Origin of the sequence: Bradyrhizobium sp. ORS 86, from assembly GCF_045571475.1 — a bacterium.
In the GTDB taxonomy this organism is placed as follows: Bacteria; Pseudomonadota; Alphaproteobacteria; order Rhizobiales; family Xanthobacteraceae; genus Bradyrhizobium.
In genome coordinates this window covers 6,228,248-6,251,272 of the sequence record NZ_CP120699.1, presented here as the reverse complement: position 1 = coordinate 6,251,272, position 23,025 = coordinate 6,228,248, and the positions used below count along the sequence as shown (strand labels likewise).

Annotated in this window: 14 protein-coding genes; 6 read left to right on the top strand and 8 right to left on the bottom strand. The window is 64.6% G+C overall.

Annotated features, from left to right (window positions below):
* Positions 1–54: 54 nt before the first annotated feature.
* The 4 genes from P6U25_RS28770 to P6U25_RS28755 all read left to right on the top strand — a co-directional run bounded on the left by P6U25_RS28770 (position 55) and on the right by P6U25_RS28755 (position 4,491).
* Positions 55–660 carry a K(+)-transporting ATPase subunit C gene (locus tag P6U25_RS28770; protein WP_407148139.1) on the top strand — a complete coding sequence of 202 codons (606 nt, stop codon included), beginning with the start codon at positions 55–57 and terminating at the stop codon, positions 658–660.
* 39 nt (positions 661–699) lie between these two features.
* Entirely contained in the window at positions 700–3,414 is a 2,715-nt protein-coding gene (locus tag P6U25_RS28765; RefSeq protein WP_407148138.1) for a DUF4118 domain-containing protein, read from the top strand.
* Positions 3,411–4,100 (top strand): response regulator, encoded by a 690-nt coding sequence (locus tag P6U25_RS28760; RefSeq protein ID WP_407148137.1) that lies wholly within the window; start codon positions 3,411–3,413, stop codon positions 4,098–4,100. The genes P6U25_RS28765 and P6U25_RS28760 overlap by 4 nt, the downstream gene beginning before the upstream one ends.
* Positions 4,101–4,245: 145 nt before the next feature.
* A complete protein-coding gene (locus P6U25_RS28755; RefSeq protein WP_407148136.1) occupies positions 4,246–4,491 on the top strand; it encodes a DUF6496 domain-containing protein in 246 nt (81 codons plus the stop codon).
* Between the two features lie 75 nt (positions 4,492–4,566).
* Here P6U25_RS28755 and P6U25_RS28750 read toward each other — a convergent pair whose 3' ends face one another.
* A complete protein-coding gene (locus P6U25_RS28750; RefSeq protein WP_407148135.1) occupies positions 4,567–5,451 on the bottom strand; it encodes a Ku protein in 885 nt (294 codons plus the stop codon).
* A 106-nt stretch (positions 5,452–5,557) separates the two neighbouring features.
* Between P6U25_RS28750 and ligD the strand changes: the two genes are divergently transcribed.
* Entirely contained in the window at positions 5,558–8,173 is a 2,616-nt protein-coding gene (gene ligD, locus P6U25_RS28745) for a DNA ligase D (protein WP_407148134.1), read from the top strand.
* A gap of 165 nt (positions 8,174–8,338) precedes the next feature.
* Here the strand turns inward: ligD and P6U25_RS28740 are convergent, their stop codons facing one another.
* Positions 8,339–8,503, bottom strand: a complete 165-nt coding sequence (locus P6U25_RS28740) for a DUF3309 family protein (RefSeq protein ID WP_074125080.1) — start codon at positions 8,501–8,503, stop codon at positions 8,339–8,341.
* A gap of 168 nt (positions 8,504–8,671) precedes the next feature.
* On the opposite strand from P6U25_RS28740, the gene P6U25_RS28735 reads away from it, so the two are divergent.
* Positions 8,672–8,983, top strand: coding sequence for a polyhydroxyalkanoic acid system family protein (locus tag P6U25_RS28735; protein WP_407148133.1), 312 nt, complete (start codon positions 8,672–8,674; stop codon positions 8,981–8,983).
* An 18-nt stretch (positions 8,984–9,001) separates the two neighbouring features.
* On the opposite strand, the gene treY is transcribed toward P6U25_RS28735, so the two are convergent.
* The 6 genes from treY to P6U25_RS28705 are packed head-to-tail and all read right to left on the bottom strand — an operon-like array spanning position 9,002 to position 23,022.
* Positions 9,002–11,788 carry a malto-oligosyltrehalose synthase gene (gene treY, locus P6U25_RS28730; RefSeq protein WP_407148132.1) on the bottom strand — a complete coding sequence of 929 codons (2,787 nt, stop codon included), beginning with the start codon at positions 11,786–11,788 and terminating at the stop codon, positions 9,002–9,004.
* A 3-nt stretch (positions 11,789–11,791) separates the two neighbouring features.
* Positions 11,792–13,543: a malto-oligosyltrehalose trehalohydrolase gene (gene treZ, locus P6U25_RS28725; RefSeq protein ID WP_407148131.1), complete on the bottom strand. Its 1,752-nt coding sequence runs from the start codon at positions 13,541–13,543 to the stop codon at positions 11,792–11,794.
* Positions 13,540–15,612 carry a glycogen debranching protein GlgX gene (gene glgX / locus P6U25_RS28720; RefSeq protein WP_407148130.1) on the bottom strand — a complete coding sequence of 691 codons (2,073 nt, stop codon included), beginning with the start codon at positions 15,610–15,612 and terminating at the stop codon, positions 13,540–13,542. The genes treZ and glgX overlap by 4 nt, the downstream gene beginning before the upstream one ends.
* A gap of 3 nt (positions 15,613–15,615) precedes the next feature.
* On the bottom strand, positions 15,616–17,763 hold the full coding sequence (gene glgB, locus P6U25_RS28715; RefSeq protein WP_407148129.1) for a 1,4-alpha-glucan branching protein GlgB: 2,148 nt from the start codon (positions 17,761–17,763) through the stop codon (positions 15,616–15,618).
* Complete coding sequence (gene treS / locus P6U25_RS28710; protein ID WP_407148128.1) at positions 17,760–21,065, bottom strand: maltose alpha-D-glucosyltransferase; 3,306 nt, start codon at positions 21,063–21,065, stop codon at positions 17,760–17,762. Before treS ends, glgB begins: the two co-directional genes overlap by 4 nt.
* 10 nt (positions 21,066–21,075) lie before the next feature.
* Positions 21,076–23,022: a maltotransferase domain-containing protein gene (locus P6U25_RS28705; protein ID WP_407148127.1), complete on the bottom strand. Its 1,947-nt coding sequence runs from the start codon at positions 23,020–23,022 to the stop codon at positions 21,076–21,078.
* Positions 23,023–23,025: the final 3 nt, after the last annotated feature.

Below are 23,025 nucleotides of genomic sequence, written 5' to 3'. Positions count from 1 at the left end.
CTTCGCGCTGACCGGGTGGCTCGCAATGACGGAGCAGATTTTTGGAGATTGACCATGTTGAGAGAAATCCGTCCCGCCATCCTTGTGCTGATCCTGCTGGTTGCGATCACGGGCCTTGCCTATCCGCTGGCCATCACCGGCATAGCCGCCGTCATCTTTCCAAGACAGGCACAAGGCAGCCTGATCGAGAAAGACGGCAAGGTGATCGGCTCCGCCCTGATCGGACAGGAGTTCACAGAGGCGAGGTACTTCCACGGCCGCCTCTCGGCGACGGTGGCGTCCGATCCGAACGATGCCTCCAAGACCGTACCCGCGCCGTATAATGCGGCCAATTCCGGCGGCTCCAACCTCGGTCCGACCAGCAAGACACTGAACGACCGGATCAAGCAGGATGTCGAGAAGCTGAAGGCGGAGAACCCGAGCGCCCCGGTGCCGGTCGATCTCGTCACCGCTTCGGGCAGCGGGCTCGATCCGGACATTTCGCCCGACGCCGCGCTGTTCCAGGTGCCGCGGGTCGCCAGGGCGCGGAGCATGTCCGAGGACCAGGTGCGCCGGCTGGTGACGCAAAACACGCAAGGGCGCTTCGCCGGCGTCATCGGCGAGCCGCGCGTCAACGTTCTCGCGCTCAACCTTGCGCTGGATGCGGCCGAAGCAAAATAGGGGAGTAGGCCGCATCGGAAGGGATGATTATACTGCAGCATGGCCAATCAGCGCCGCGACCTTGAAAAACGACCCTCGCCGGATGCGCTGCTGGAAGCAGCGCGCCGCGAGACCGATCGTTCGGGCCGGCTGAAGATCTTCGTTGGCGCAGCCCCCGGCGTCGGCAAGACCTACGAGATGCTGCAAAGCGCCCAGGCGCGCCTCAAGGCGGGCGTCGACGCCGTTGTCGGCGTCGTCGAGACCCACGGACGGATCGAGACCGATGCGCTGCTCGAGGGCCTCGAAGTGGTGCCGCGCAAGCGGCTGACGTACCGCGATCAGGTGCTCGAGGAGATGGACCTCGACGCCGTGATCGCGCGGCGTCCACAGCTCGCGCTGGTCGACGAGCTCGCCCACACCAATGCAGCCGGCAGCCGGCATCCCAAGCGCTATCTTGACGTCGAGGAGCTGCTTTCGCACGGCATCGACGTCTACACCGCCGTCAACATCCAGCACCTCGAGAGCCTCAACGATGTGGTCGCGCAGATCACCCATGTCCGGGTGCGCGAGACCGTGCCGGATTCGGTGTTCGATCGCGCCGATGCCATCGAGCTGATCGATCTCACCCCCGACGACCTGATCCAGCGGCTGAAGGAGGGCAAGGTCTATGTGCCCAAGCAGGCCGAGCGCGCGCTGGAGCATTATTTCTCGCCCGGCAACTTGACCGCGCTGCGCGAGCTGGCGCTGCGGCGCACCGCCGAGCGGGTCGACGAACAGTTGCTCAATCACATGCAGGCCAATGCGATCGCCGGCCCCTGGGCGGTTGGCGAGCGCATTCTGGTATGCCTGAGCGAAGACCCGCGCGCGGCCGGCCTCGTCCGCTACACCAAGCGCGTGTCCGACCGCCTGCATGCGCCCTGGACCGCGGTCAGCATCGAAACCCGCCGCAGCCTGCAATTGACCGACGAGCAGCGCGACCGACTCGCCGACACGATGCGGCTTGCGGAAGCGCTCGGCGGCGAGGCACTGACCATTCCGGGCGTCGGCCGCCGCATTGCCGATGACATCATCAATTTCGCGCAAGCCAACAACGTCACGCAGATCATCATCGGCAAATCGACGCGCTCCCGCTGGTTCGAATTGACGCACGGCTCGGTGGTGCACGACCTCGTCCGCCGCGCCGGAAATATCAGCGTCAACGTGATTGCCGGTGACGAGCAGCCGGTCGGCAAGGCGTCGGTGCAGACCGCGCAGCGGCAGGAGCCGTTCAATCCGCGGCCCTATCTGATGGCGCTGCTGCTGGTCGGGCTCGGCCTCGGTACGGCCGAGTTGATCCGGCCGATATTCGGCGTCGAGAACGTCGACCTGGTGTTCATCACCGCCGTGGTCGGTGCTGCCGTGCGCTACGGGCTATGGCCCTCGCTGCTGGCGAGCGTCGCAGCCTCGCTGTGCTACAACTTCTTCTTCCTGCCGCCGGTCTATACGCTCACCATCACCGATCCCACCAATATCGCGGCGTTCTTCTTCTTCATGCTGGTGGCGCTCCTGGTTTCCAACGTCGCGGCGCGGGTGCGTACGCAGGCCGATACCGCGATCGGCCGGGTCCGTACCACCGAATCGCTCTATGCATTCAGCCGCAAGCTCGCTGGCACCGCAACGCTGGACGATGTGCTATGGGCGACGGCCTACCAGACCGCGCTGATGCTGAGGGTGCGGGTGGTGCTGCTGTTGCCGGACGACGGCGTGCTCGCGGTCAAGGCCGGCTATCCGCCGGAGGACCAGCTCGACCAGGCCGATCTCGCCGCCGCCAACTGGGCGTGGGGCAATGATCGTCCGGCGGGGCGCGGCTCGGACACGCTGCCGGGCGCCAAGCGGCTGTTCCTGCCGATGCGGACCGGGCGCGGTCCAATCGGCGTGATCGGCATCGACGACGACCGCACCGGTCCGCTGCTGACACCGGACCAGCGGCGGCTGCTCGATGCGCTGATCGACCAGGGCGCTCTCGCCATCGAGCGCGTGCTGCTGGTCGAGGACATGGACCGGGTCAAGCGCACGATCGAGTCCGATCGCCTGCGCGGCGCGCTGCTCACCTCGATCTCGCACGACCTCAAGACACCGCTCGCCTCCGTGCTCGGCGCGGCCTCGACGTTGCGCGATCTCGGCGGCAACCTGACCGACGCGCAGAAGCAAGACCTGCTGGCGACAGTGATCGACGAATCCGAGCGGCTGAACCGCTTCATCGCCAACTTGCTCGACATGACCAAGCTCGAATCGGGCGCGATCGTGCCGAACACCTCGCTGCATGATGTCGGCGAGATCATCGGCAGCGCGCTACGCCGCGCCACCAAGATCCTGATGCATCACAAGGTCTCGCTGGAGCTCGCGGCGGACCTGCCGATGTTGGAGCTCGACGCCGTGCTGTTCGAGCAGGTGCTGTTCAACCTGCTCGACAATGCGGCCAAATACGCGCCGTCAGACACCACGATCTCGATCCGCGGCAGCCGCGACCGCGATCAGATCACAGTGCAGATCATGGACGAGGGCAACGGCATTCCGGCCGCGGACCTGGACAGTGTCTTCGACAAGTTCTATCGCGCCGAGAAGGGCGACCATGTCCGCCCCGGCACCGGCCTGGGCTTGGCGATTTCGCGCGGCTTCGTCGAGGCGATGCGCGGCACGATCACGGCGGCCAACCGCTCCGATCGGAGCGGAGCCGTCATCACCATCCGGCTGCCTGTTACGGCCGACGCCAACGCGCTGGACACTGCTGCATGAACGCGACGCCCATCAAGGTCCTGGTCATCGACGACGAGCCGCCGATCCGCAAGCTGTTGCGGATGGGGTTGAGCACGCAGGGCTACGATATTCTGGAGGCCTCCAACGGCAAGCGGGCCCTCGACATGCTGGCCGAGGGGCCGGCGCTGATCATCCTCGATCTGGGATTGCCCGACATCCAGGGCCACGACCTCTTGCGCATGATCCGCGGCCGCAACGAGAGCGTCCCGATCGTGGTGCTGTCGAGCCGCGGCGACGAAGCCGGCAAGGTACAGGCGCTCGACCTCGGCGCCGACGACTATCTGACCAAGCCGTTCGGCATGGACGAATTGCTGGCGCGGATGCGCGCAGCGCTGCGGCACCAGTTGCAGGTGCAGGGCGAGCGGCCGGTGTTTCGCTCCGGCGATCTGTCGGTCGACCTGGTTCGCCGCATCGTCAAGGTTGGCGAGAAGGAGATCAAGCTGTCGCCGAAGGAGTACGATCTCCTGCGCGTGCTGGTGCAGCACGCCGGCAAGGTGCTGACGCATCGCTTCCTGCTGAAGGAATTGTGGGACGAGCTCACCGACGCGCAGTACCTGCGCGTCTATGTGCGCCAGTTGCGCCAGAAGATCGAGGCCGATCCCGAGCGTCCGCAATTCGTTCTGACCGAGACCGGCATCGGTTATCGGCTGCGCGCGGCGGATTAGTCCCTCACTATCATGCTCGCTTCAAGCCGGCGTCCGGTGGCCGAGGCTCGCTTGTCCGATCGCTGATGCGTCCGAGGTCCTGGCATTGCGCAACGGAACTTTCGCGACAGGTCAGGATTGTTTTCTCTCACCGGGAGAGACAACCATGGCACGAAAATATTCGAGGAAGACGTCGAGCGACGTTCGGGGAGCGATGAAGAAGCGCAAGGCCGGAACGCTGCGTAGCGGACGCTCCAAGAAGAAGGTGAAGAGCCGCAAGCAAGCGATCGCCATCGGACTGTCGGAGGCGCGGGCCAAGGGCAGGAAGGTGCCGAAGAAGGCCACCAAGAAGCGGAGAACGGCGAAGAAGCGGAAGACGGCCAAGAAGCGCAAGGCAGCGAAGAAGCGGTAGGCGAATTGCCGATGTCTCCAAGCCGTCGTTGCGCGCATTCGCGCGGCCCGTTGGCTCGCAATGACGGGATTGGCATCACCCCGCCTTGCGCCGTCGTGCACTCGAGCGGTGCGCCCTCTTGGCCGCGCGGCGATGCGAGGTCGGCCGACGCGCCGTCGAGCCCGAGCGCCGTGCGCTGCCCCGGTCCTTCAGGCTCTGCTTCAACGCATCCATCAGGTTGACGACGTTGCTCGGCCTTTCCTCGCGCTCGGCGGTCTTGATCGACTTGCCGGAGGCCTTGCGGCGGACCAGCGCCTTCAGCGCGGTCTCATACTCGTCCTTGAACTTCGATGGATCGAAATGGGCGGCCTTGCTGTCGAGGATGTGGCCGGCGAGCTCGATCATGTCCTTTGTCACCTTCGGGCTCTTGATGTCGTCGAAATAGTCGTCGGCATCGCGGACCTCGTAGGGGTAACGCAGCGTGGTGCCGAGCAGGCCCTTGTCGAGCGGCTCGATCGCGATCACGTGCTCGCGGTTGGTCAGGACGATGCGGGCCAGCGCGACGCGATCCTGGTCCTTCATGGCGTCACGGATCACGGCGAAGGCGTCGATGCCGGCCTTGCCGTCGGGCCGGATGTAATAGGGGTGATCGAGATAGCGCTTGTCGATCTCGCCCTCGGGCACGAAGCTGTCGATATCGATGGTGTGGTTGCTCTCGATCTGGACGGCCTCGAGCTCGTCCTTGTCGATCTCGACATATTTACCCTTGCTGATCTCGTAGCCGCGGCCTTTCTGGTCGCTTTCGACGACGTCGCCTGTCTCGGCGTCGACCATCTGTTGCCTCAGCCGGTTGCCGGTCTCCTTGTTGATCATGTGGAAGCGGGTCTTCTCCACCGCGGTCGAGGCCGGATAGAGCGCCACGGGGCATGACACCAGCGAGAGCTTGAGCGTGCCTTTCCAGTAGGCGCGGGGAGCGGCCATGGTCGTCTCCAAACAGCTTGAGTTTGGAACTTGAACGGATACCGTGGGTTTTGGTTCCTGATGGCCGCGGAGAGGCGGCGGCCGTCGTTTGCGCCGAGGCTCACACGTGCCGCTGAGAAATCTGTCCACCTATCGCAAGAAGCGCGACTTCGAGAAAACCGGTGAGCCGTCGGGCGACGTCCAAGTCGCACCGGCGAAGCGGCGGCGCTTCGTCATCCAGAAGCACGATGCGACCCGGCTGCACTATGATTTCCGCCTCGAGTTCGACGGCGTCTTCAAGTCCTGGGCGGTGACGCGCGGGCCCTCGATCGATCCGCACGACAAGCGGCTGGCGGTGGAGGTGGAGGATCATCCACTCGACTACGGCGATTTCGAAGGCACGATCCCGGAAGGCCAGTATGGCGGCGGCACGGTGCAGCTCTGGGACCGCGGCTATTGGGAGTCTGATGATCCCGAGCGCGGCTTCAAGAAGGGCGACCTGAAGTTCACGCTCGACGGCGAGAAGCTGCATGGGAGCTGGGTGCTGGTGCGGATGAAGGGCGACCGCTTCGGCGGCAAGCGCACCAACTGGCTGTTGATCAAGCATCGCGACGAATACGCCGTCGACGGCAACGGAGAAGAGATCCTCGATGAGGATCGCTCGGTCGCTTCAGGCCGGTCGATGGCGCAGATCGCGGCCGGCGAGGGGCGGGCGCCAAAGCCGTTCATGCTGGCCAAGGGCAACGGCAGAGCCAAGGCCGACGCGATCTGGCACTCCAACCGCGGCGAGGCTGCCGAGGCGCGAGCTCGAACCAAGGCACCGCCGCCGAAAGCCCGGCTTGGAGCGAAGCCGAAGCAGGTCTCGGCGATGCCCGCTTTCGTTGTGCCGCAACTCTGCGCGGCGATCGAAACGCCGCCCAGCGGCGCCGGCTGGTGCCATGAGATCAAGTTCGATGGCTACCGGGTGCAGCTCCGGGTCGAAGACGGCGAGGCCGTCCTGAAGACCCGCAAGGGGCTGGACTGGACCGACAAGTTCGGTGCGATTGCGAAAGAAGCCGGCAAGCTGCCCGACGCCCTGATCGACGGCGAGATCGTCGCGCTCGACCGGGACGGTACGCCGGATTTCTCGACGCTGCAGGCCGCGCTGTCGGACGGCAAGACGGACAAGCTGATCTTCTACGCATTCGATCTGCTGTTTGCCGGCAAGGAGGACCTCCGTCCGCTGCCGCTCGGCGAGCGCAAGGCGCGGTTGAAGCAACTGCTCGAGGCGCGCAAGGGCAAGGAAAAGCTGATCCGTTACGTCGAGCACTTCGAGGAGGATGGCGAAACTGTGCTCGGCTCGGCGCGAAAGCTTGGATTGGAGGGCATCGTCTCCAAGAAGCTCGCGGCGTCCTATCGGTCCGGCCGGTCAGACGACTGGACCAAAGCCAAGGTTCGTGCCGGGCACGAGGTGGTGCTCGGCGGCTGGAAGACCACAAACGGCAAATTCCGCTCGCTCATGGCGGGTGTCTATCGCGGCAATCATCTGGTCTTTGTCGGCATCGTCGGCACCGGCTTCGGTCAGGCGACCGTTCGCCGCATCATGCCGGCGCTGGAAGCCGCGGCCGCCGACAAGAGCCCGTTCGGCGGCAAGGATGCACCGAAGAAGACGCGCGACGTGCATTGGCTGAAGCCGGAGTTGGTCGCCGAGATCGAGTTTGCCGGCTGGACCGAGGGCGGCAATATCCGCCAGGCCGCGTTCAAGGGCCTGCGCCAAGACAAGCCGGCGCGCGAGGTGGAGGCGGAGAGGCCCGCCGTGACGAAAGTGGTGAAGCCGATGGCCAAGGGCGCAGGGAAGTCATCCGCCGAGGTGATGGGCGTCGTCATCTCCCATCCGGACAAGGCGCTGTGGCCCGACGCCGGCGACGACGAGGCGGTCACCAAGCTCGATCTCGCCAGATATTTCGAGGCTGTCGGCGAATGGATGATCGGCTATCTCAAGGGCCGGCCATGCTCGATCGTGCGGGCGCCTGACGGCATCAAGAGCGAGACGTTCTTTCAGCGGCATGCGATGGCAGGCACCTCGAAGCTGCTGAATCTCGCCAAGGTCTCCGGCGACCGCAAACCTTATCTGCAGATCGACCAGGTCGAGGGGCTGGCTGCGGTCGCGCAGCTCGGCGGCGTCGAGCTGCATCCCTGGAACTGTGCGCCCGATGCCTATGACACGCCGGGACGGCTGGTGTTCGATCTCGATCCGGCGCCCGATGTTGCATTCACCGAGGTGATCGACGCCGCCAAGGAGATGCGCAAGCGTCTCTCCGCGGTGGGCCTGGAAAGCTTCTGCAAGACCACCGGCGGCAAGGGCCTTCACGTCGTGGCGCCGTTGCTTCACGGCGCGAAAGACAAGGTGACGTGGAAGGAGGCCAAGGCGTTCGCGCAAGGCATCTGCCAGTGGATGGCGCGGGATGATTCCGATCGCTATCTGCTCAACATGTCGAAGGCCAAGCGCACGGGCAAGATCTTCCTCGATTATCTCCGCAATGATCGCCTGTCGACCGCGGTCGCGGTGCTGTCGCCGCGAGCACGCCAGGGCGCCACGGTCTCGATGCCGTTGACCTGGACGCAGGTGCGCGGCGATCTCGACCCGAAGAAGTATACGATACGAACAGTGCCGGCACTGCTCGCGAAGACCAAGGCCTGGGACGGCTGTGAGGATGCAGCGGCGTCGATCAAGACGGCGATGAAGAAGCTGGCGGCGCGGTAGACCGCGCTCGCAAGGCACGGCACCCTCGGCCGCCATGCCCCGCGGGGGCGAGGCATCCAGTAGGCCGCGGCGGTTCGGTCCTGCACTGACGTCTCTGGAATACTGGATCACCCGCCTGCGCGGGTGATGACGCTGGTGGGTACCGATGCAGCACGAAATCGATCGCTACAGTCGACCGAGCAACAGCAGGATCAGCAGAATCACGATCACGAGTCCGAGGCCGCCGCCGCCGTAGTAGCCGGTGCCGTAGAATGGTCCGCCGCCGATGCCGCTGAAGCCGCCGAGCAGGGCGATAATCAGAATAATGAGAATGATCGTTCCAAGTGACATTCGGATTCCTCCTCAGCTTCGCGGGCTCATTTGCCTCGGCGTGGCCCGTGAGCAAACAAATCGGAATCGCGAAGGTTCCTGCCACCCGCGACGTGATATGATGCCCGAACCTTCCATTTGCGAGGAACGGAATTACATCGACGGAAACGGTGGAGGAGGGCTTTAACGATGTCGGCGCCGCTGATCGTTTCAATTCCGCACAATCTCGGTCGTGACGAGGCCATACGCCGCCTGAAGACGGGTCTGTCGCGTACGGCCGCGAGCATACCGGTGCTGAGCGTCGACGAGGAGCACTGGGACGACAACCGGATGACTTTCCGGGTGCGCGCGTTCGGTCAGGTTGCTGCCGGGCACCTCGATGTCGAGGATGCGTGCGTACGGCTGGAAGTGACGTTGCCGTGGCTATTGCAGCGCTTCGCAGAGATCGCGCAGGTCGCCATTCAGAAGCGCGGGCAGATGTTGCTGACCAAGCGAAACTGACCCCCGGCCGTCACGCGTTTAGGAATGGCTCCCGGCGCGCGCTCGCTTCGACGTCCGCTTCGCTCGCGCTGCGACCTTCACTTTCAGCACCGCGACTGGCAGGTGATTGAACAACGCGGAGAGCTGAAGCTCGCCCTTGCCGAGTTCGGTCGCAAATCCGGCACTATCGATCGCGCCATCGAAAGACTCCGGGCTCGGCCATGCCCGTCCGCCCTGCGTGAACGGGGCGAACCACCGGCCGACCGCGACGACGACCGCGTCACGACCGTGGCGCCGCGCGAATGCGATGACGTGATCGCGATGCGGACCGCTCACTGCGAGCGGTTCATAGTCACCACTCGTGAAGACGTCAGGCACCTCGTTACGCAGCCGCAGCAGGTGACGCGTCCATGCCAGCTTGAGGCGGCCGTCGCGCCAGCTCTGCGTCAGCGCGTCCCAATCCGGCCGTTCCACCATCGCGAGCGTCTTCGCGCGTTCGGTAAAGTCGACCGGACGGCGGTTGTCAGGATCGACCAGCGAAAGGTCCCACGCCTCTGTACCCTGATAGAAATCCGGCACGCCCGGCATCGTCGCCTTCAGCGTGATCTGGCTGAGCGAGTTCAGCGCGCCGATCAGCGCGGTGCGCTGCGCCAGCGTATCGAGGGCTTCAAGGAATTCCGGCGAAAGCTTGCGATCCAGGATCCGGTCGATGAAGGTCTCGACGCCCGCCTCGTAGGGCTCGTGCGGATTGAGCCAGCTTGTCTCCTGCTTGCCCTCGCGCGCCGCCTTCAGCGCGTAGGCCTGGATGCGCGCGGGAAGAGATGCATCGTCCGGATCCCAGGCGCCGAGCAGGGCCTGATACAGCATATATTCGAACGTCGCGGACGGTGCGCGCATCTCGCCGTCGAGCACGAGATGCGGCGCGTTCAACACCTTCCAGCGCGCGACCGTGCTGGTCCATTCGCCCGGAATCTCCGCGAGCGCCATGATCCGCGCGCGTGCGTCCTCGCCGCGCTTGGTGTCGTGGGTGGCGGTCGCGGTCATCCCGTGCGGCAACTCCTGGGCTCGGGTCTTCATCAAGTGGTGGAAGCGTTCGGTGGAGAGCGCGCTTGCGGCCGGATCGCCACCGACCTCGTTGAACGCGAGCAGGCGGTGGTAGCGATAGAAGGTCGTATCTTCCAGCGATTTCGCCATCATCGGCCCTGTGAACTGCTGCACCTTCAGCGCGAAGCGCCGCACCCGCGGCGCACCGTGCGGCGGGCGGCCGGGCTTGAGCAGATCCATGGTCAGCGCATCGCGCAGGAAATCGAAGATGCCTCCATCGGCGGCGAACCAGTCGGCGCGGGCGCGCTCGATGGTGGCGCTGATCAACGCGCGATCATAGGCCGTGGTGCCAGCGCCAGTGAGATAGGTGCGGTAGACCGGGAAGTGCAGCACGTAGAGCTCGAGCGCCTGTCGCAGGCTGTCGGCCGAAAAGTCGCGGGTCGAATAATGACCACTGGCGATGCGGGCCAGTAGCCGGGCCAGCACCGTGAATTCACTGGTCAGCAGCGTCTCCAGAACGCGCTGCTTGGCCTCGCGCAGCACCGGCGACAGGTTCGGCGACTGGTTGCTGATCTGGCGCCAGATTTCGCTGAGCGGATCAAGTCCGCCGCCATCGACCAGGACATGGCTGATCGCGTTCATCCATTCGTAACCCGTGGTGCCGTGGACGCTGCTGAATTTCGGCAGCGCCTCCTGCTCGCCGAGGATCTTTTCGACCACCGTGTAGAACGGCCTTGTCCTGGCGCCTTGCGCGGCGCGGATCAGGCGGCGCAGCCGCTGGAAATATTGCGCGGGATCGCGCAGGCCGTCGATATGGTCGAGCCGCAGACCCTGCAGCCGGTTCTCCGCAATCAGCCGCTTCACCAGGCCGTGGATCGCCTCGAAGGTGCCGGCATCCTCGACTCTGAGGCCCGCCAGCGTGTTGACGTCGAAGAAGCGGCGGTAGTTGATGTCACTGGAGGCAAGCCGCCAGTGACCGAGCCGGTAGTGCTGGCGTTCCAGCAGCCGATGCAGGGCCAGCGTCTGGCTGGGTCCATCACCGGCGCGATAGGCGGCAAGGCCGCGCGCAATGATCTCGGCGCCGCCGTCGATCGCGCGCAACTCGGCCTTGAAGGCCGGAGCCTCCGCGCGGTTGGGATGACGCAGTCCCCTGTAGCGCGCGGCGAGCGCCAGTATGACCCGTCCAGCCGCGCTGTCCTCTGCAGCAACTTCTCTGACAATGGTCCGCAACACATCGCCGTAACGATCGGGCGCGATCGGCAGCCGGTGCTCGAAATACCACGCCGAGAAGCTGCCCTCGCGCTCGTCATAGCGCAGCTCGATCTCGCCGCGCTCCAGCGCCTGCCCGTAGGACGAGCCGAGGATCGGCAGCAGCACGCCGCCGCGCGCGCGATAGGGCAGTTGGTCCCAGTCGATGTCGAACGAGACCGCGTGCGGCGACGCCGGCCCCCATTCGAGCACGTCGAGCCACCATGGATTGTCGGCGAAATGCACGCCGACATGGTTCGGCACGAAGTCGAGGATCAGACCGAGATCGTTCTGCTTCAAGGCTTCGCTGAGCCGGGCAAAGCCTTCTTCGCCGCCGAGCTCCGGATTGAACTTGGTGTGGTCGACGACGTCATAGCCGTGCGCCGACCCCTTGCGCGCCTTCATGAAGGGTGACGCGTAGAGGTGGCTGACGCCGAGCGCCTTCAGATAGGGCACGATGCGCGCTGCGGCATCGAAGTCGAAATCGGCGGTGAGTTGCAGGCGATATGTCGCGATCGGGATCGCCGGGGGCATGCGCTATCCGATATGCCAGCGCACCGCCCACGGTGCTATGCGGTCCGACGGCCCATCACCCCAGATCAGACGCCCGGTCGGCTGAGCCGTGCTTGATATCTCTTGGTCGGACAGGTTGACCTCAAGCTGCAATCTGCCGTCACCCATCATCCAATGCGCGGTCATGAGGTCGTCGGTGATGCGGGCATCGCCGAAGCGGGCCGCCGCGAGCCGCGGCGTGATCTCGCGGCGGCGCACGGCGAGCAGGTCGCGGACCAGCGTCAGTCGCGCGCGGCCCGCGTCGTGGTCAAGGTCCGTCCAGTCCAGCGTGGCCGATCGCACGGTGTCATCGGCCAGCGGGTCTGGAATGTCGTCGCCATATTTGGCGTAAGCCCAGGCGAATTCCTTGCGTCGGCCATTGCGGACCGCATTGGCGAGATCGCCCTTGAAATCGCAGAAGAACGGGAATGGCGACGTCGCGCCCCATTCCTCGCCCATGAACAGCATCGGCGTCGTCGGTGCGATCAACGTGACCGCGAGTGCGGCCGCGACCGCCTCGGGTCTTGCGATACTTACGAGACGATCACCCAGCGGCCGGTTGCCGATCTGGTCGTGGTTCTGCAGAAAGTTGATGAAGCAGGTCGGCGGCAGCGCGCCGCTCGGCTCGCCGCGAGCCTTGCCACCCCAGAAAACCGAGACCTCGCCCTGATAGACGTAACCGGAGGCCAGTGCTCGCGCCAGATCCTGCTTCGGCGCGCGCTGATAGTCGCCGTAATAGCCCTGCGTTTCGCCGGTCAGGATCACATGCCAGGCATGGTGATAATCGTCGTTCCACTGCCCGCGGTACTTGCCGCGTGGCGGTTCTTCCGCGGCGTCCAGCAGGCTGGCAATGTTGTCGCCGTTCTCGAGCACGAGGTTGATATGCCGCCCCGTCTCGGCGGCGAGTCGTCCTGCCGCCGCACTGAGATCATGCAGAACCGAGACCTCGCCGGCTTCCACGATCGTGTTGACGGCATCGAGCCGCAGCCCGTCGAAGCGATAGTCGCGCAGCCAATTCAGCACGTTGCCGACAGCGAAGGCGCGCACTTCGGGAACGCGATAATCAATTGCGCTGCCCCATGGCGTGTGTGCGTCGCTGAAGAAGGAGGGGGCATAACGGCCAAGGTAATTCCCCTCGGGCCCGAAATGGTTGTAGACCACGTCGAGCATCACCATCAGGCCACGCAGATGCGCCTCGTCGATCAGCGTCTTCAGGTCGTCGGGGCGACCATAGGCGCTGTCGGGGGCGTACCACAGCACGCCGTCATAGCCCCAGTTGCGGCGGCCTGCGAAATCGGCCAGCGGCATCAATTCCAGCACGGTGATGCCGGTTGCAACCAGATGATCGAGCTTGTCGATCATGGCGCGATAGCTGCCTTCGCGCGTGAAAGTGCCGACATGGGCCTCCAGGATGACGGCTTCGTGCCAGGGCCGTCCGCGCCATTCCGTCGCGCGCCATTTGAAAGCCGCGTGATCGATCACTTCGCTCGGGCCGAACACGTCATCCGGCTGGAAAGCGGAGGCCGGATCGGGGACGTCGACCTCGTCATCGATACGGAATTTGTAGCGCGTGCCAGCGCTTGCGCCGGGGATCTCGGCAACGTACCAGCCGCCTGCGTCACGTGTGAGCGCATGGGATTTGTCGAGCAGGAGATCGACGCGCTTTGCGGACGGCGCCCATAGCCGAAAGCGAACGCCGTCGGATGTCAGCTCCGGACCGAAATGCTGCGCATTCATGCGACACCTGCAAATGCAAGCACAGAACGAGGCGGCGCCTTGGTGTCGATGCCGCCGGCGAACTGCGCGGGCATCTGCACCGTCTCGGTCGTGTTCAGCACCTGCTCCCAGGCCCTGATGTCCTTCATGACCGGCATTTTGAAGAGGATCTCCTCGGGGGCGGCGTTCAGCACGATAAAGATCGGCGCCTGTCCTGGTTCCATCGGCCCGAGCACATAGGAGAGGAAGCGACCTTCGGGGAATTTCCAGTCGGATTCCTTCATGTCTTCCGATGCGGGCGTCAGCCACAGCACGCCGTACGAGCCGTCGGTGCGGCGGCCGGCGAGCCAGCGCTGGCAGCGGATCTGCCCGAAGCGGCGCCGTAGTGCGGCGAGGTGGCCGATAAAATCGATCAAGTCGTCCTCGGTGCCGAGGTTCTCCCAGCCGACCCACCCGGTCTCGTTGTCCTGGCAATAGGCGTTGTTGTTGCCGTTCTGCGTGTTGGCGACCTCGTCGCCGGCCAGGATCAGCGGCGTGCCCTGCGCGAGCAGCAGACAGGCGAGCTGATTCTTCCGGAGCTGACGGCGCAGCGCGATGATGGCGAGATCGTCGGTCGGGCCTTCATGGCCGCAGTTGTTGCTGTGATTGTCGTTGGAGCCGTCGCGATTGTCCTCGCCGTTGGCCTCGTTGTGCTTCTCGTTGTAACTGAACAGGTCGGCCAGCGTGAAACCGTCATGCACGGTGATGTGGTTGACGCTGGCGCGGGTCGCACGGTTGTCGTGATGAAACAGATCGGAGGACGCGGTCATGCGGCTCGAGATATCGCCGATCAGGCTGCCTTCGCCGCTCCAGTAGCGTCGCATTGCGCTGCGATAGCGATCGTTCCATTCCGACCATTGTGACGGAAACGCGCCGACCTGGTAGCCGCCGAGGCCGAGATCCCAGGGCTCGGCGACGAGCTTCACGGTCGCCAGCACCGGGTCCTGGCGCACCGCGGTCAGGAACGAGTGTCCGCGATCGAAACCGTTCGGCCCGCGCGCCAGCGTGGTGGCGAGGTCGAAGCGGAAGCCGTCGACATGGCAGACCTCGACCCAGTAGCGCAGCGAGTCCATCACCATCTGCAGCACGCGCGGGTGGGTGAGGTTGACCGAGCTGCCGCAACCGGTGAAGTCGTCGTAGTAGCGCGGGTCCTCGCGGTTCAGCCAGTAGTAGGAGGCGTTGTCGATACCGCGGAAGCACAGCGTCGGGCCCATATGGTTGCCTTCGGCGGTGTGATTGTAGACGACGTCGAGCAGCACCTCGATGCCAGCGTCGTGCAGCCGCGCCACCGTCGTGCGGAAGGAATCGAGCGCATTGTCCTGCGCGTAGCGCGCCTCCGGCGCGAAGAAGGCGATGGTGTTGTAGCCCCAATAGTTCGCCAGCTTCTTCTCGACCAGGATGCGATCGTCGATCAAGCCGTGGATCGGCAACAGCTCGATCGTGGTGACGCCGAGCCGCTTGAGATGTTCGATCATCGCGGGCGACGACAGGCCGCCATAGGTGCCACGCAGGCCCGGCGGCACGTCCTCGCGCCGCTGCGTCAGGCCTTTGACATGAGCCTCATAGATAACGGTGTCTTCCCAGGCAATCTGCGGTCGAATCTCTCGGCGGCCCCAGTTGAAAGTCTCGTCGACCACCACAGCCTTCGGCATGCCGCGGGCGTTGTCGCGCCGGTCGAAGGAAAGGTCCTCGCGCGCGCTGCCGGTGCGGTAGGCGAAATGGGCGTCGCTCCACACCAGTCGCCCGGCGAGCCGCTTGGCGTAGGGATCGAGCAGCAGCTTGTTGGCATTGAAGCGGTGACCGCGCTCCGGCGCGTAGGTCCCGTAGACGCGATAGCCGTAGAGTTGGCCGGGCGAGACGTCGTTGAGATAGCCGTGCCAGACGTCCTCGGTGCGCTCCGGCAGCTCGATCCGCTCGAGCTCGCGGCGGCCCTGACCGTCGAACAGGCACAGCTCCACCTTCTCCGCATTGGCGGAGAACAGAGCAAAATTGGTGCCCCTGCCGTCCCAGCTTGCACCAAGCCGCGAGGACGTCCCCTCGGTCAGTCGCATGGATCAGCTTTCCGGTACGAGAAAGATCGCAGCCAGCGGCGGAATGGTCAGGCTCAGCTCGGGCGTGGCGCCTTCCAAGGCGCGGACCTCGCCGACATTGCCGACATTGCTGCCGCCATAATGCGCCGAGTCCGAATTGAGCACCTCGCGCCATTTGCCCGCGAACGGCACGCGGACGCGGTAGTTGCGATAGACGTTAGGCGAGAAATTCGCGACGACAAGACAGCGCGATCGATCATGGCTGCCCTTGCGGAGCCAGGCGAATACGTTGTTGTTGGCGTCGTCGGTGATCACCCATTCGAAGCCGGCCTGATCGCAGTCGAGCTCGTGCAGCGCCGGCACCGCCCTATACAGGCGGTTGAGGTCGCGGACCAGATTCTGGACGCCGACATGCCGCGGGTGTCCCAGCAGGTGCCAGTCCAGCGAATGGTCGTGATCCCACTCGCGCTCATGGCCGAACTCGCAGCCCATGAACAACAGCTTCTTGCCGGGATGCCCGAACATGAAGCTGTAGTAGACGCGCAGATTGGCGAAACGCTGCCAGTCGTCGCCGGGCATGCGCCCGAGGATCGAACGCTTGCCGTGCACGACCTCGTCATGCGACAGCGGCAGGATGAAGTTTTCCGAGAAGGCGTAGTGCAGACCGAACAGGATGTCGCCGTGATGGTATTTGCGGTGGATGGGATCCTTGCCGATATATTTCAGCGTGTCGTGCATCCAGCCCATGTTCCATTTGTAGCCGAAGCCGAGCCCGCCATATTCGACCGGCCGCGATACTTGCGGCCATGCGGTTGACTCTTCCGCCGCGGTGGTCGCCTGCGGGAAATGCGCGAACACCTCGGTGTTGAAGCGACGCAGGAAATCGATGGCCTCGATGTTCTCGCGACCGCCATACTTGTTCGGGATCCAGCCGCCGGCGGGCCGGCTGTAGTCGAGATAAAGCATGGAGGCGACCGCGTCGACGCGCAGCCCGTCGACGCCGTAACGGTCCAGCCAGAACAGCGCATTCGACACTAGGAAATTGGTGATCTCGGTGCGCCCGTAATTGTAGATCAGCGTGCCCCAGTCGAGATGGCGGCCCTGCAGCGGGTTGGCGTGCTCATAGAGCGCAGTGCCGTCGAAACGGCCGAGCCCGTGGGGGTCGTCAGGAAAATGTCCGGGGACCCAGTCGAGCAGCACGCCCAGCCCCTCGCGATGGCAGGCATCCACCAGCGCCGCGAAGTCGTCCGGCGAACCGAAGCGGCTGGTCGGCGCGAACAGGCCGGTCGGCTGGTAACCCCAGGAGCCATCGAACGGATGTTCGGTGACGGGCAGGAACTCGACATGCGTGAAGCCCATATCCCGCGCATAGCCGGGAAGCTGTTCGGCCATGTCGCGATAGGTCAGCCACTCGTTGTGACCCTTGCGTCGCCAGGAGCCGAGATGGACCTCGTAGATCGAGACCGGCGACCGCAACGCGTTGACGGCATCGGGGGCCGGGCGCGGATGCGGGATAGTGCGTTCGTCGATCACGATCGACGCGGTCTTCGGGCGGACCTCGGCCGCGAACGCGAGTGGATCAGACTTCAACGGCAGATGCTGGCCGTTCTGTCCGATGATCTCGAACTTGTAGTGGTCGCCGATGCGCGCCCGCGGGATGAACAGCTCCCAATAGCCGACACCGCGGACCCGCATTGGGTGCCGTCGGCCATCCCAGAAATTGAAGTCACCGACCACGCTGACGCGCCGCGCGTTCGGCGCCAGCACCACGAAGCCGACGCCATCGATGCCGTCCAGCGTCATCGGATGCGCGCCGAGCGTATCGTAGATGCGCAGATGCGTGCCTTCGCCGAGCAGATAGAGGTCGAAGTCGCTCAGGATCGGCGGAAACCTGTAGGCATCCTCGAACTCAACGACGTTGTCGCCGAAGCGCGCACGAAGCTGATAGCGCGTGGAGCCGTTGGGCAGGGGGCCGGCGAATAGCCCAGCGTCATGAATCCGCGCAAGCGGCGCCGTCTCGCCATGTTCACCGATCGCCTCGACATTGCTGGCGTCCGGCAGGAAGGCGCGCACGACGTTGCGATCTCCCTCCGTGTGGAGGCCGAGATAATGGAAGGGATCCGAGTGGCGGCCCTCGATGATGGCGTAGGCCTCAGCAGGCAGTTTGCTCATGCAACCTCATGCGGCTGTTGCGCCAGGATCCTCAACAGGCCGGCCAGCGGAATCCGCAGCCAATCCGGCCTGTTGGCGAGCTCATATTCGATCTCGTAGAGGGCTTTCTCAAGCAGGAAAAAGTTGAGCAGGCGATCGGCTGCGGCGGCGTCGGCAGGCCACAGGCGCTGGCCAGCCATGACCTCGCGGTAGCCTTCCAGGAACACGTTCGTTGCCCGGTCGCGCCATTCGCCCAGGGCGACGCTCAATCGGCCGCTCTCGTCGGGCGCGACTTTGAGCGCGCGTTCCAGCGCGGCCGTCATCGCATAGTCGATCGAGCGGACCACGCTGGCGACGTCGCGTGCGGCCGGCGCCTTGCGGCGGCGCTCCGCGATCGTGCGACCCGGCCCGCCGTCGAAATCGATGACGAATACGTCGTCCTTGACGATCAGCAACTGGCCAAGATGCAGGTCGCCATGATGGCGGATGTTGAACCCTTCGGTCTCGCGCGGCAGCAGGGCCTTGAGCCGGTCAGGCAGCATGTCGTGCTGTGCCTGCAACTGGTCGGCCAGCAACCGGTCGGCATCTCTCAAGGTGTCGCGCCGCTGCTTCAAGGTGTCGAACACGCGCTCGGCGCGCGCCATGATCTCATCATTCCAGCGTTGCAGGTCCTCGGGCTTGGTTGGCTCTGGTGCGAAGTCCGGCAGGTCCCTGTTGCTGGCCAGCGCAAGATGCAGCTCGGCGAGGCGCTTGCCGCTCTGCGACACGTGGTGCAGAAAGGTCGCCTGATCGCTGTTCTCCGCGGGGTGTTCGCTCGCTGGGAGCAACCGATACTTTTCGACCAGGCGATCCAAATGCGCGGCCGCGACTGTCCAGAGGTCGCCCTGATTGACAACCATGGCGTGCAAGACCGCGATCGCGCTGCGCTTGTCGCCCTCGACCAATTCGGCCGTGCCGAGCAAAGCGGGCGTGTTCGGGAAACTGACCACCTCGGTGAGGAAGCGGCCCATCTCAATCTCCGGATTGATGCCGACCTCGAGCTTCCGGTAGATCTTGGTGACATATTCGTTGTCCACCAGCGCGGTCGAGTGCGGCTGATCGTTCTCGAAGACGCGAATGCGCTCCGGCTGCCGGACCGGCCTGTCGGAGAAGCGGCTGGTCGGCCGGAATTCGAGCTTCAACCCCTGCTCGCCTTCATCGACTGTCAGGTTCTCCCGCAGATTGCGCAGGAACAGTCCGGTGAAAATCTGGTCGGTGGCGACATCGAGCAGCGTGCCCTCGCGGGCGCCCTGGCGTATGGCGGCAAACGCGCGGGGGTTGTAGCGCTCGCGGTCGAAGCGCACCCATTCGATCTGCATTGGCAGCACGTAACGGCTGGTCGTGCCGCGCTCCGTGGTTTCGAAGAAGATCAGCCAGGGACGATTGTCGCCGATGTCGCAAAACGGGATCGCGGACACCAGCGTCGGCTGGATCGCCCTTGCGGAGTGTTCGGGGTACCAGCGCGTGCGGGCGAGATGACCGGGCAGCACGTCGTGCTCGAACACGCCGCGGGTGCGCGCCAGCGATGTCCAGGTGGAGTTGAGCGGCACCACCAGGGTCTCAAACTCCGGCACCGCCCGCGGGGGCACCGGCTCGGACTTGTCGCGTTCCTGCAATTGGAACCAGTAGAAGCCGTAGGGCGCGAGCGTGATCATGTAAGGCAGCTCGCCGATTGCCGGGAAGCGGGTCCGTCCGAGCATCTCGAGCGGAATACGGTCCTTGAAGGCGGAGAGGTCGAGCTCTGTGGCCTGCGCCGAGCGCGACAGGTTGGCGACGCACAGGATGGCCTCACCCTGGTACTGGCGCACATAAGCGAGCACCGAGCGGTTCTCCGGGCGGATGAAGGTCATGGTGCCGCGCCCGAACGCCAGCGTCGACTTGCGCACCGCGATCAGTCGCTTGGTCGCAGAGAGCAGTGACGACAGGCTGCGCGATTGCGCCTCGACGTTGACCGACTCATAGCCGTAGACCGGATCCATGATCATCGGCGCGTAGAGCCGCGCCGGATCGGCGCGCGAGAAACCGCCGTTGCGGTCCGGCGACCACTGCATCGGTGTCCGCACGCCGTTGCGGTCGCCGAGATAGATGTTGTCGCCCATGCCGATCTCGTCGCCGTAGTAGATGATCGGCGTTCCGGGGAAGGAGAGCAGGAGCGAGTTCATCAGCTCGATCTTGCGCCGGTCATTGTCCATCAGCGGCGCGAGCCGCCGGCGGATGCCGACATTGATCCGCGCGCGCGGATCGTTGGCATAGGTCGACCACAGATAGTCGCGCTCGACGTCCGTCACCATTTCCAGCGTCAGCTCGTCGTGATTGCGCAGGAACAGCGCCCATTGGCAGACGGCGGGGATGTCCGGCGTCTGCCGCAGGATGTCGGTGATCGGAAAGCGGTCTTCCTGCGCGATGGCCATGTAGATGCGCGGCATCAGCGGGAAGTGGTAGGCCATGTGGCATTCGTCGCCGTGACCGAAATACTCCTGGACGTCCTCCGGCCATTGATTGGCCTCGGCCAGCAGGATCTTGCCCTTGGCGTAGGCGTCGAGCTCCTGGCGTAGCTGCTTGATGATGGCATGCGTCTCCGGCAGGTTCTCGTTGTTGGTGCCGTCGCGCTCGCAAAGATAGGGGATGGCGTCGAGCCGGAACCCGTCGACGCCGGTGTCGAGCCAGCGCTTCATCACCTGCACGATGGCGCGCACCACGCGCGGATTGTCGAAATTCAGGTCCGGCTGGTGCGAGAAGAAGCGGTGCCAGTAGAACTGACCGGCCTCCGGATCCCAGGTCCAGTTGGACTTCTCGGTATCCGTGAAGATGATCCGGGTGCCCGGATATTTCTGGTCGGTATCGCTCCAGACATACCAGCTCCGCGCGCTCGAGTTCGGCGCGCTGCGGCGTGCGCGCTTGAACCAGGCATGCTGGTCGGAGGTGTGATTGACGACGAGCTCGGTGATGACGCGCAGGCCGCGCTTCTTCGCCTCCTGGATAAAGCGCTTGAAATCCTTCATCGTCCCGAAATCGGGGTTGATGTCGCCGTAGTCCGCGATGTCGTAGCCGTCGTCGCGGCCGGGGGAGGGATAGAACGGCAGCAGCCACAGCGCGGTGACGCCGAGTTCCTGTAGATAGGGCAGTTTTTCCGTCAGGCCCGCGAAGTCCCCGATGCCGTCGTTGTTGCTGTCAGCAAACGCCTTGACGTGAAGCTGATAGATGATGGCATCCTTGTACCAGAGCTCGTCCGCGGTCTCGGTTGCGATCTTCACCTTGGTGTCGACGGTGGAGAATACGTTCATGACGGCTCCTTCAGGCCACGCAGCGCAACAGCCGCGCGGGATCGCGCTCGGGATCAATCCGCAGGCGGACACCTCCCCATTCGAGTGCATGACGCTCGCCGGTGACGAGGTCTTCCACGGCGGTGACGGGACGACGCGCATTGCCCGGGCCGACCTTGGTGTCCCCGAGTGGAAGCCAGATGTCGTGAACATCGGCTGACAATGCGATCACGGCTGCGATCACATTGGTCTGATCGAGGGCCTCCTTGACAAAGCCGATCACATTGCCGTCCTCAACGCCGATAAAGCGCAGATTGCTCGTCTGTTGCAGCGCTGAATTGCCGCGCCTGATCCGGTTGAGGGCGGCGACATACGGCCTGATGTTCCCGGGCTGTTCCCAGTCGCGAACCCTGACCTCGTAGGTCTCGGCATTGAGATATTCTTCCCGGCCGGGGACCGGGGCATGCTCCAGCAGCTCGAAGCCGCTGTAGATGCCGTAATTGCTCGACAGCGTCGCGGCGAGCGCGAGACGCGATTTGAACATCCAGGATTCGCCGCTTTGCAGGTGGAAGGGCAGGACGTCAGGCGTGTTGACGAAGAAATTCGGCCGAAAGAAGTCGCGCTCGGGATAGGAGATCAATTCGCCGACATGCTGCTCGAGCTCCCAGCGCAGCGTGCGCCAAGTGAAGTACGTACAGGACTGGGTGAAGCCGAGTTTCGCGAGGCCCTTCATCAGCTTCGGCCGCACAAAGGCGCCCGCCAGGAAGACGACCTCGGGATCATGACGCTGCACTTCGCGGATCAGCCATTCCCAGAAGGCCAAAGGCTGGCCATGCGGATTGTCGATTCGGAAAATCCTGACGCCTTGGTTGACCCAGAACAGCACGACGTCACGTAGCGCCTGCCACAGCGCAGCGGCATCCTCGCTCGCGAAGTCGAAATCGACGGCATCGTCGCGCTGCGCTCGATCGCCGGCAGGGCGTATCGATCCGTCCGGGCGCCGCTTGAACCATTGCGGATGCCGCTTCAGCCAGGGATGATCGGGCGAGCATTGCACGGCGAAGTCGAGTGCGACCTCCATGCCTTGCGTTCGGCAAGCAGCGACAAAGGCGCGGAAGTCCTCCATCGTGCCGAGCTCGGGATGTACCGCATCGTGGCCGCCGTCCGCAGAGCCGACCGCATAAGGGCTGCCGGGATCGCCGGGCCGCGCGGTTGCCGCATTGTTGCGGCCCTTGCGGCGTCCGTGTCCAATAGGATGGATCGGCGTGAGCAGGATGACGTCGAAGCCCATCGCAGCGATGTCGGGCAACCGGGCGATGCAATCGTGGAAGCTCGCATGGGCGCCGGGTACCTTGCCTTGGCTGCGCGGAAACATCTGATACCAGGCACCATACCGCGCCCGCAGGCGGTCGGCGACCAGGGGATATAGCGGTGACCTGGTCAGGTCGGGACGAAACTGGCTGCCGGCCATCGCCGCCTCCAATTCCGGCGCGAGCAGCGCGCCAGCTTCGCCGGTCTGCAGATAGATCTCGCACTGCCTGATGATCACGGCCGCCGCTGCCGGGTCCCGCGCTTGCGCCTGAGTCAGCAGGCCCGCGCCTTCGATCGCGTCCACCACGAGGTCACGGGCGCTGTTCTGGTTTTGCTCGAAGCGCTGCCGCCAGCCAGCGAATTCGTCGGTCCACGCCTCGATCGCGAAGGTGTAACGGCCGGGCCGGTCGAGAACGAAGCGGCCACCCCAGCGGTCATCGCTGTGCAGCCTCATCGGTGCGTGCTGCCATTCGTCATCGCCGTCGCGCCGCCACACCAGTGCGGCGGCAATCACGTGATGTCCGTCACGGTAGATGTCAGCCCACACTTCAACGGGTTCGCCTACGATCCGCTTGACCGGAAAACGGCCGCAATCGACCGACGGATAGACATCGGTGATATGAAAAGTGCCGCTGGCACTCTCGACAGGTCGGGCAGTTTTGGTCACGGT

Excerpts from the sequence above, each read along its gene's own strand:
- P6U25_RS28770 (WP_407148139.1), top strand. The coding sequence starts at position 55 with ATGTTGAGAGAAATCCGTCCCGCCATCCTTGTGCTGATCCTGCTGGTT.
- P6U25_RS28765 (WP_407148138.1), top strand. The coding sequence starts at position 700 with ATGGCCAATCAGCGCCGCGACCTTGAAAAACGACCCTCGCCGGATGCG.
- P6U25_RS28760 (WP_407148137.1), top strand. The coding sequence starts at position 3,411 with ATGAACGCGACGCCCATCAAGGTCCTGGTCATCGACGACGAGCCGCCG.
- P6U25_RS28755 (WP_407148136.1), top strand. The coding sequence starts at position 4,246 with ATGGCACGAAAATATTCGAGGAAGACGTCGAGCGACGTTCGGGGAGCG.
- P6U25_RS28750 (WP_407148135.1), bottom strand. The coding sequence starts at position 5,451 with ATGGCCGCTCCCCGCGCCTACTGGAAAGGCACGCTCAAGCTCTCGCTG.
- P6U25_RS28740 (WP_074125080.1), bottom strand. The coding sequence starts at position 8,503 with ATGTCACTTGGAACGATCATTCTCATTATTCTGATTATCGCCCTGCTC.
- P6U25_RS28735 (WP_407148133.1), top strand. The coding sequence starts at position 8,672 with ATGTCGGCGCCGCTGATCGTTTCAATTCCGCACAATCTCGGTCGTGAC.
- treY (WP_407148132.1), bottom strand. The coding sequence starts at position 11,788 with ATGCCCCCGGCGATCCCGATCGCGACATATCGCCTGCAACTCACCGCC.
- treZ (WP_407148131.1), bottom strand. The coding sequence starts at position 13,543 with ATGAATGCGCAGCATTTCGGTCCGGAGCTGACATCCGACGGCGTTCGC.
- glgX (WP_407148130.1), bottom strand. The coding sequence starts at position 15,612 with ATGCGACTGACCGAGGGGACGTCCTCGCGGCTTGGTGCAAGCTGGGAC.
- glgB (WP_407148129.1), bottom strand. The coding sequence starts at position 17,763 with ATGAGCAAACTGCCTGCTGAGGCCTACGCCATCATCGAGGGCCGCCAC.
- treS (WP_407148128.1), bottom strand. The coding sequence starts at position 21,065 with ATGAACGTATTCTCCACCGTCGACACCAAGGTGAAGATCGCAACCGAG.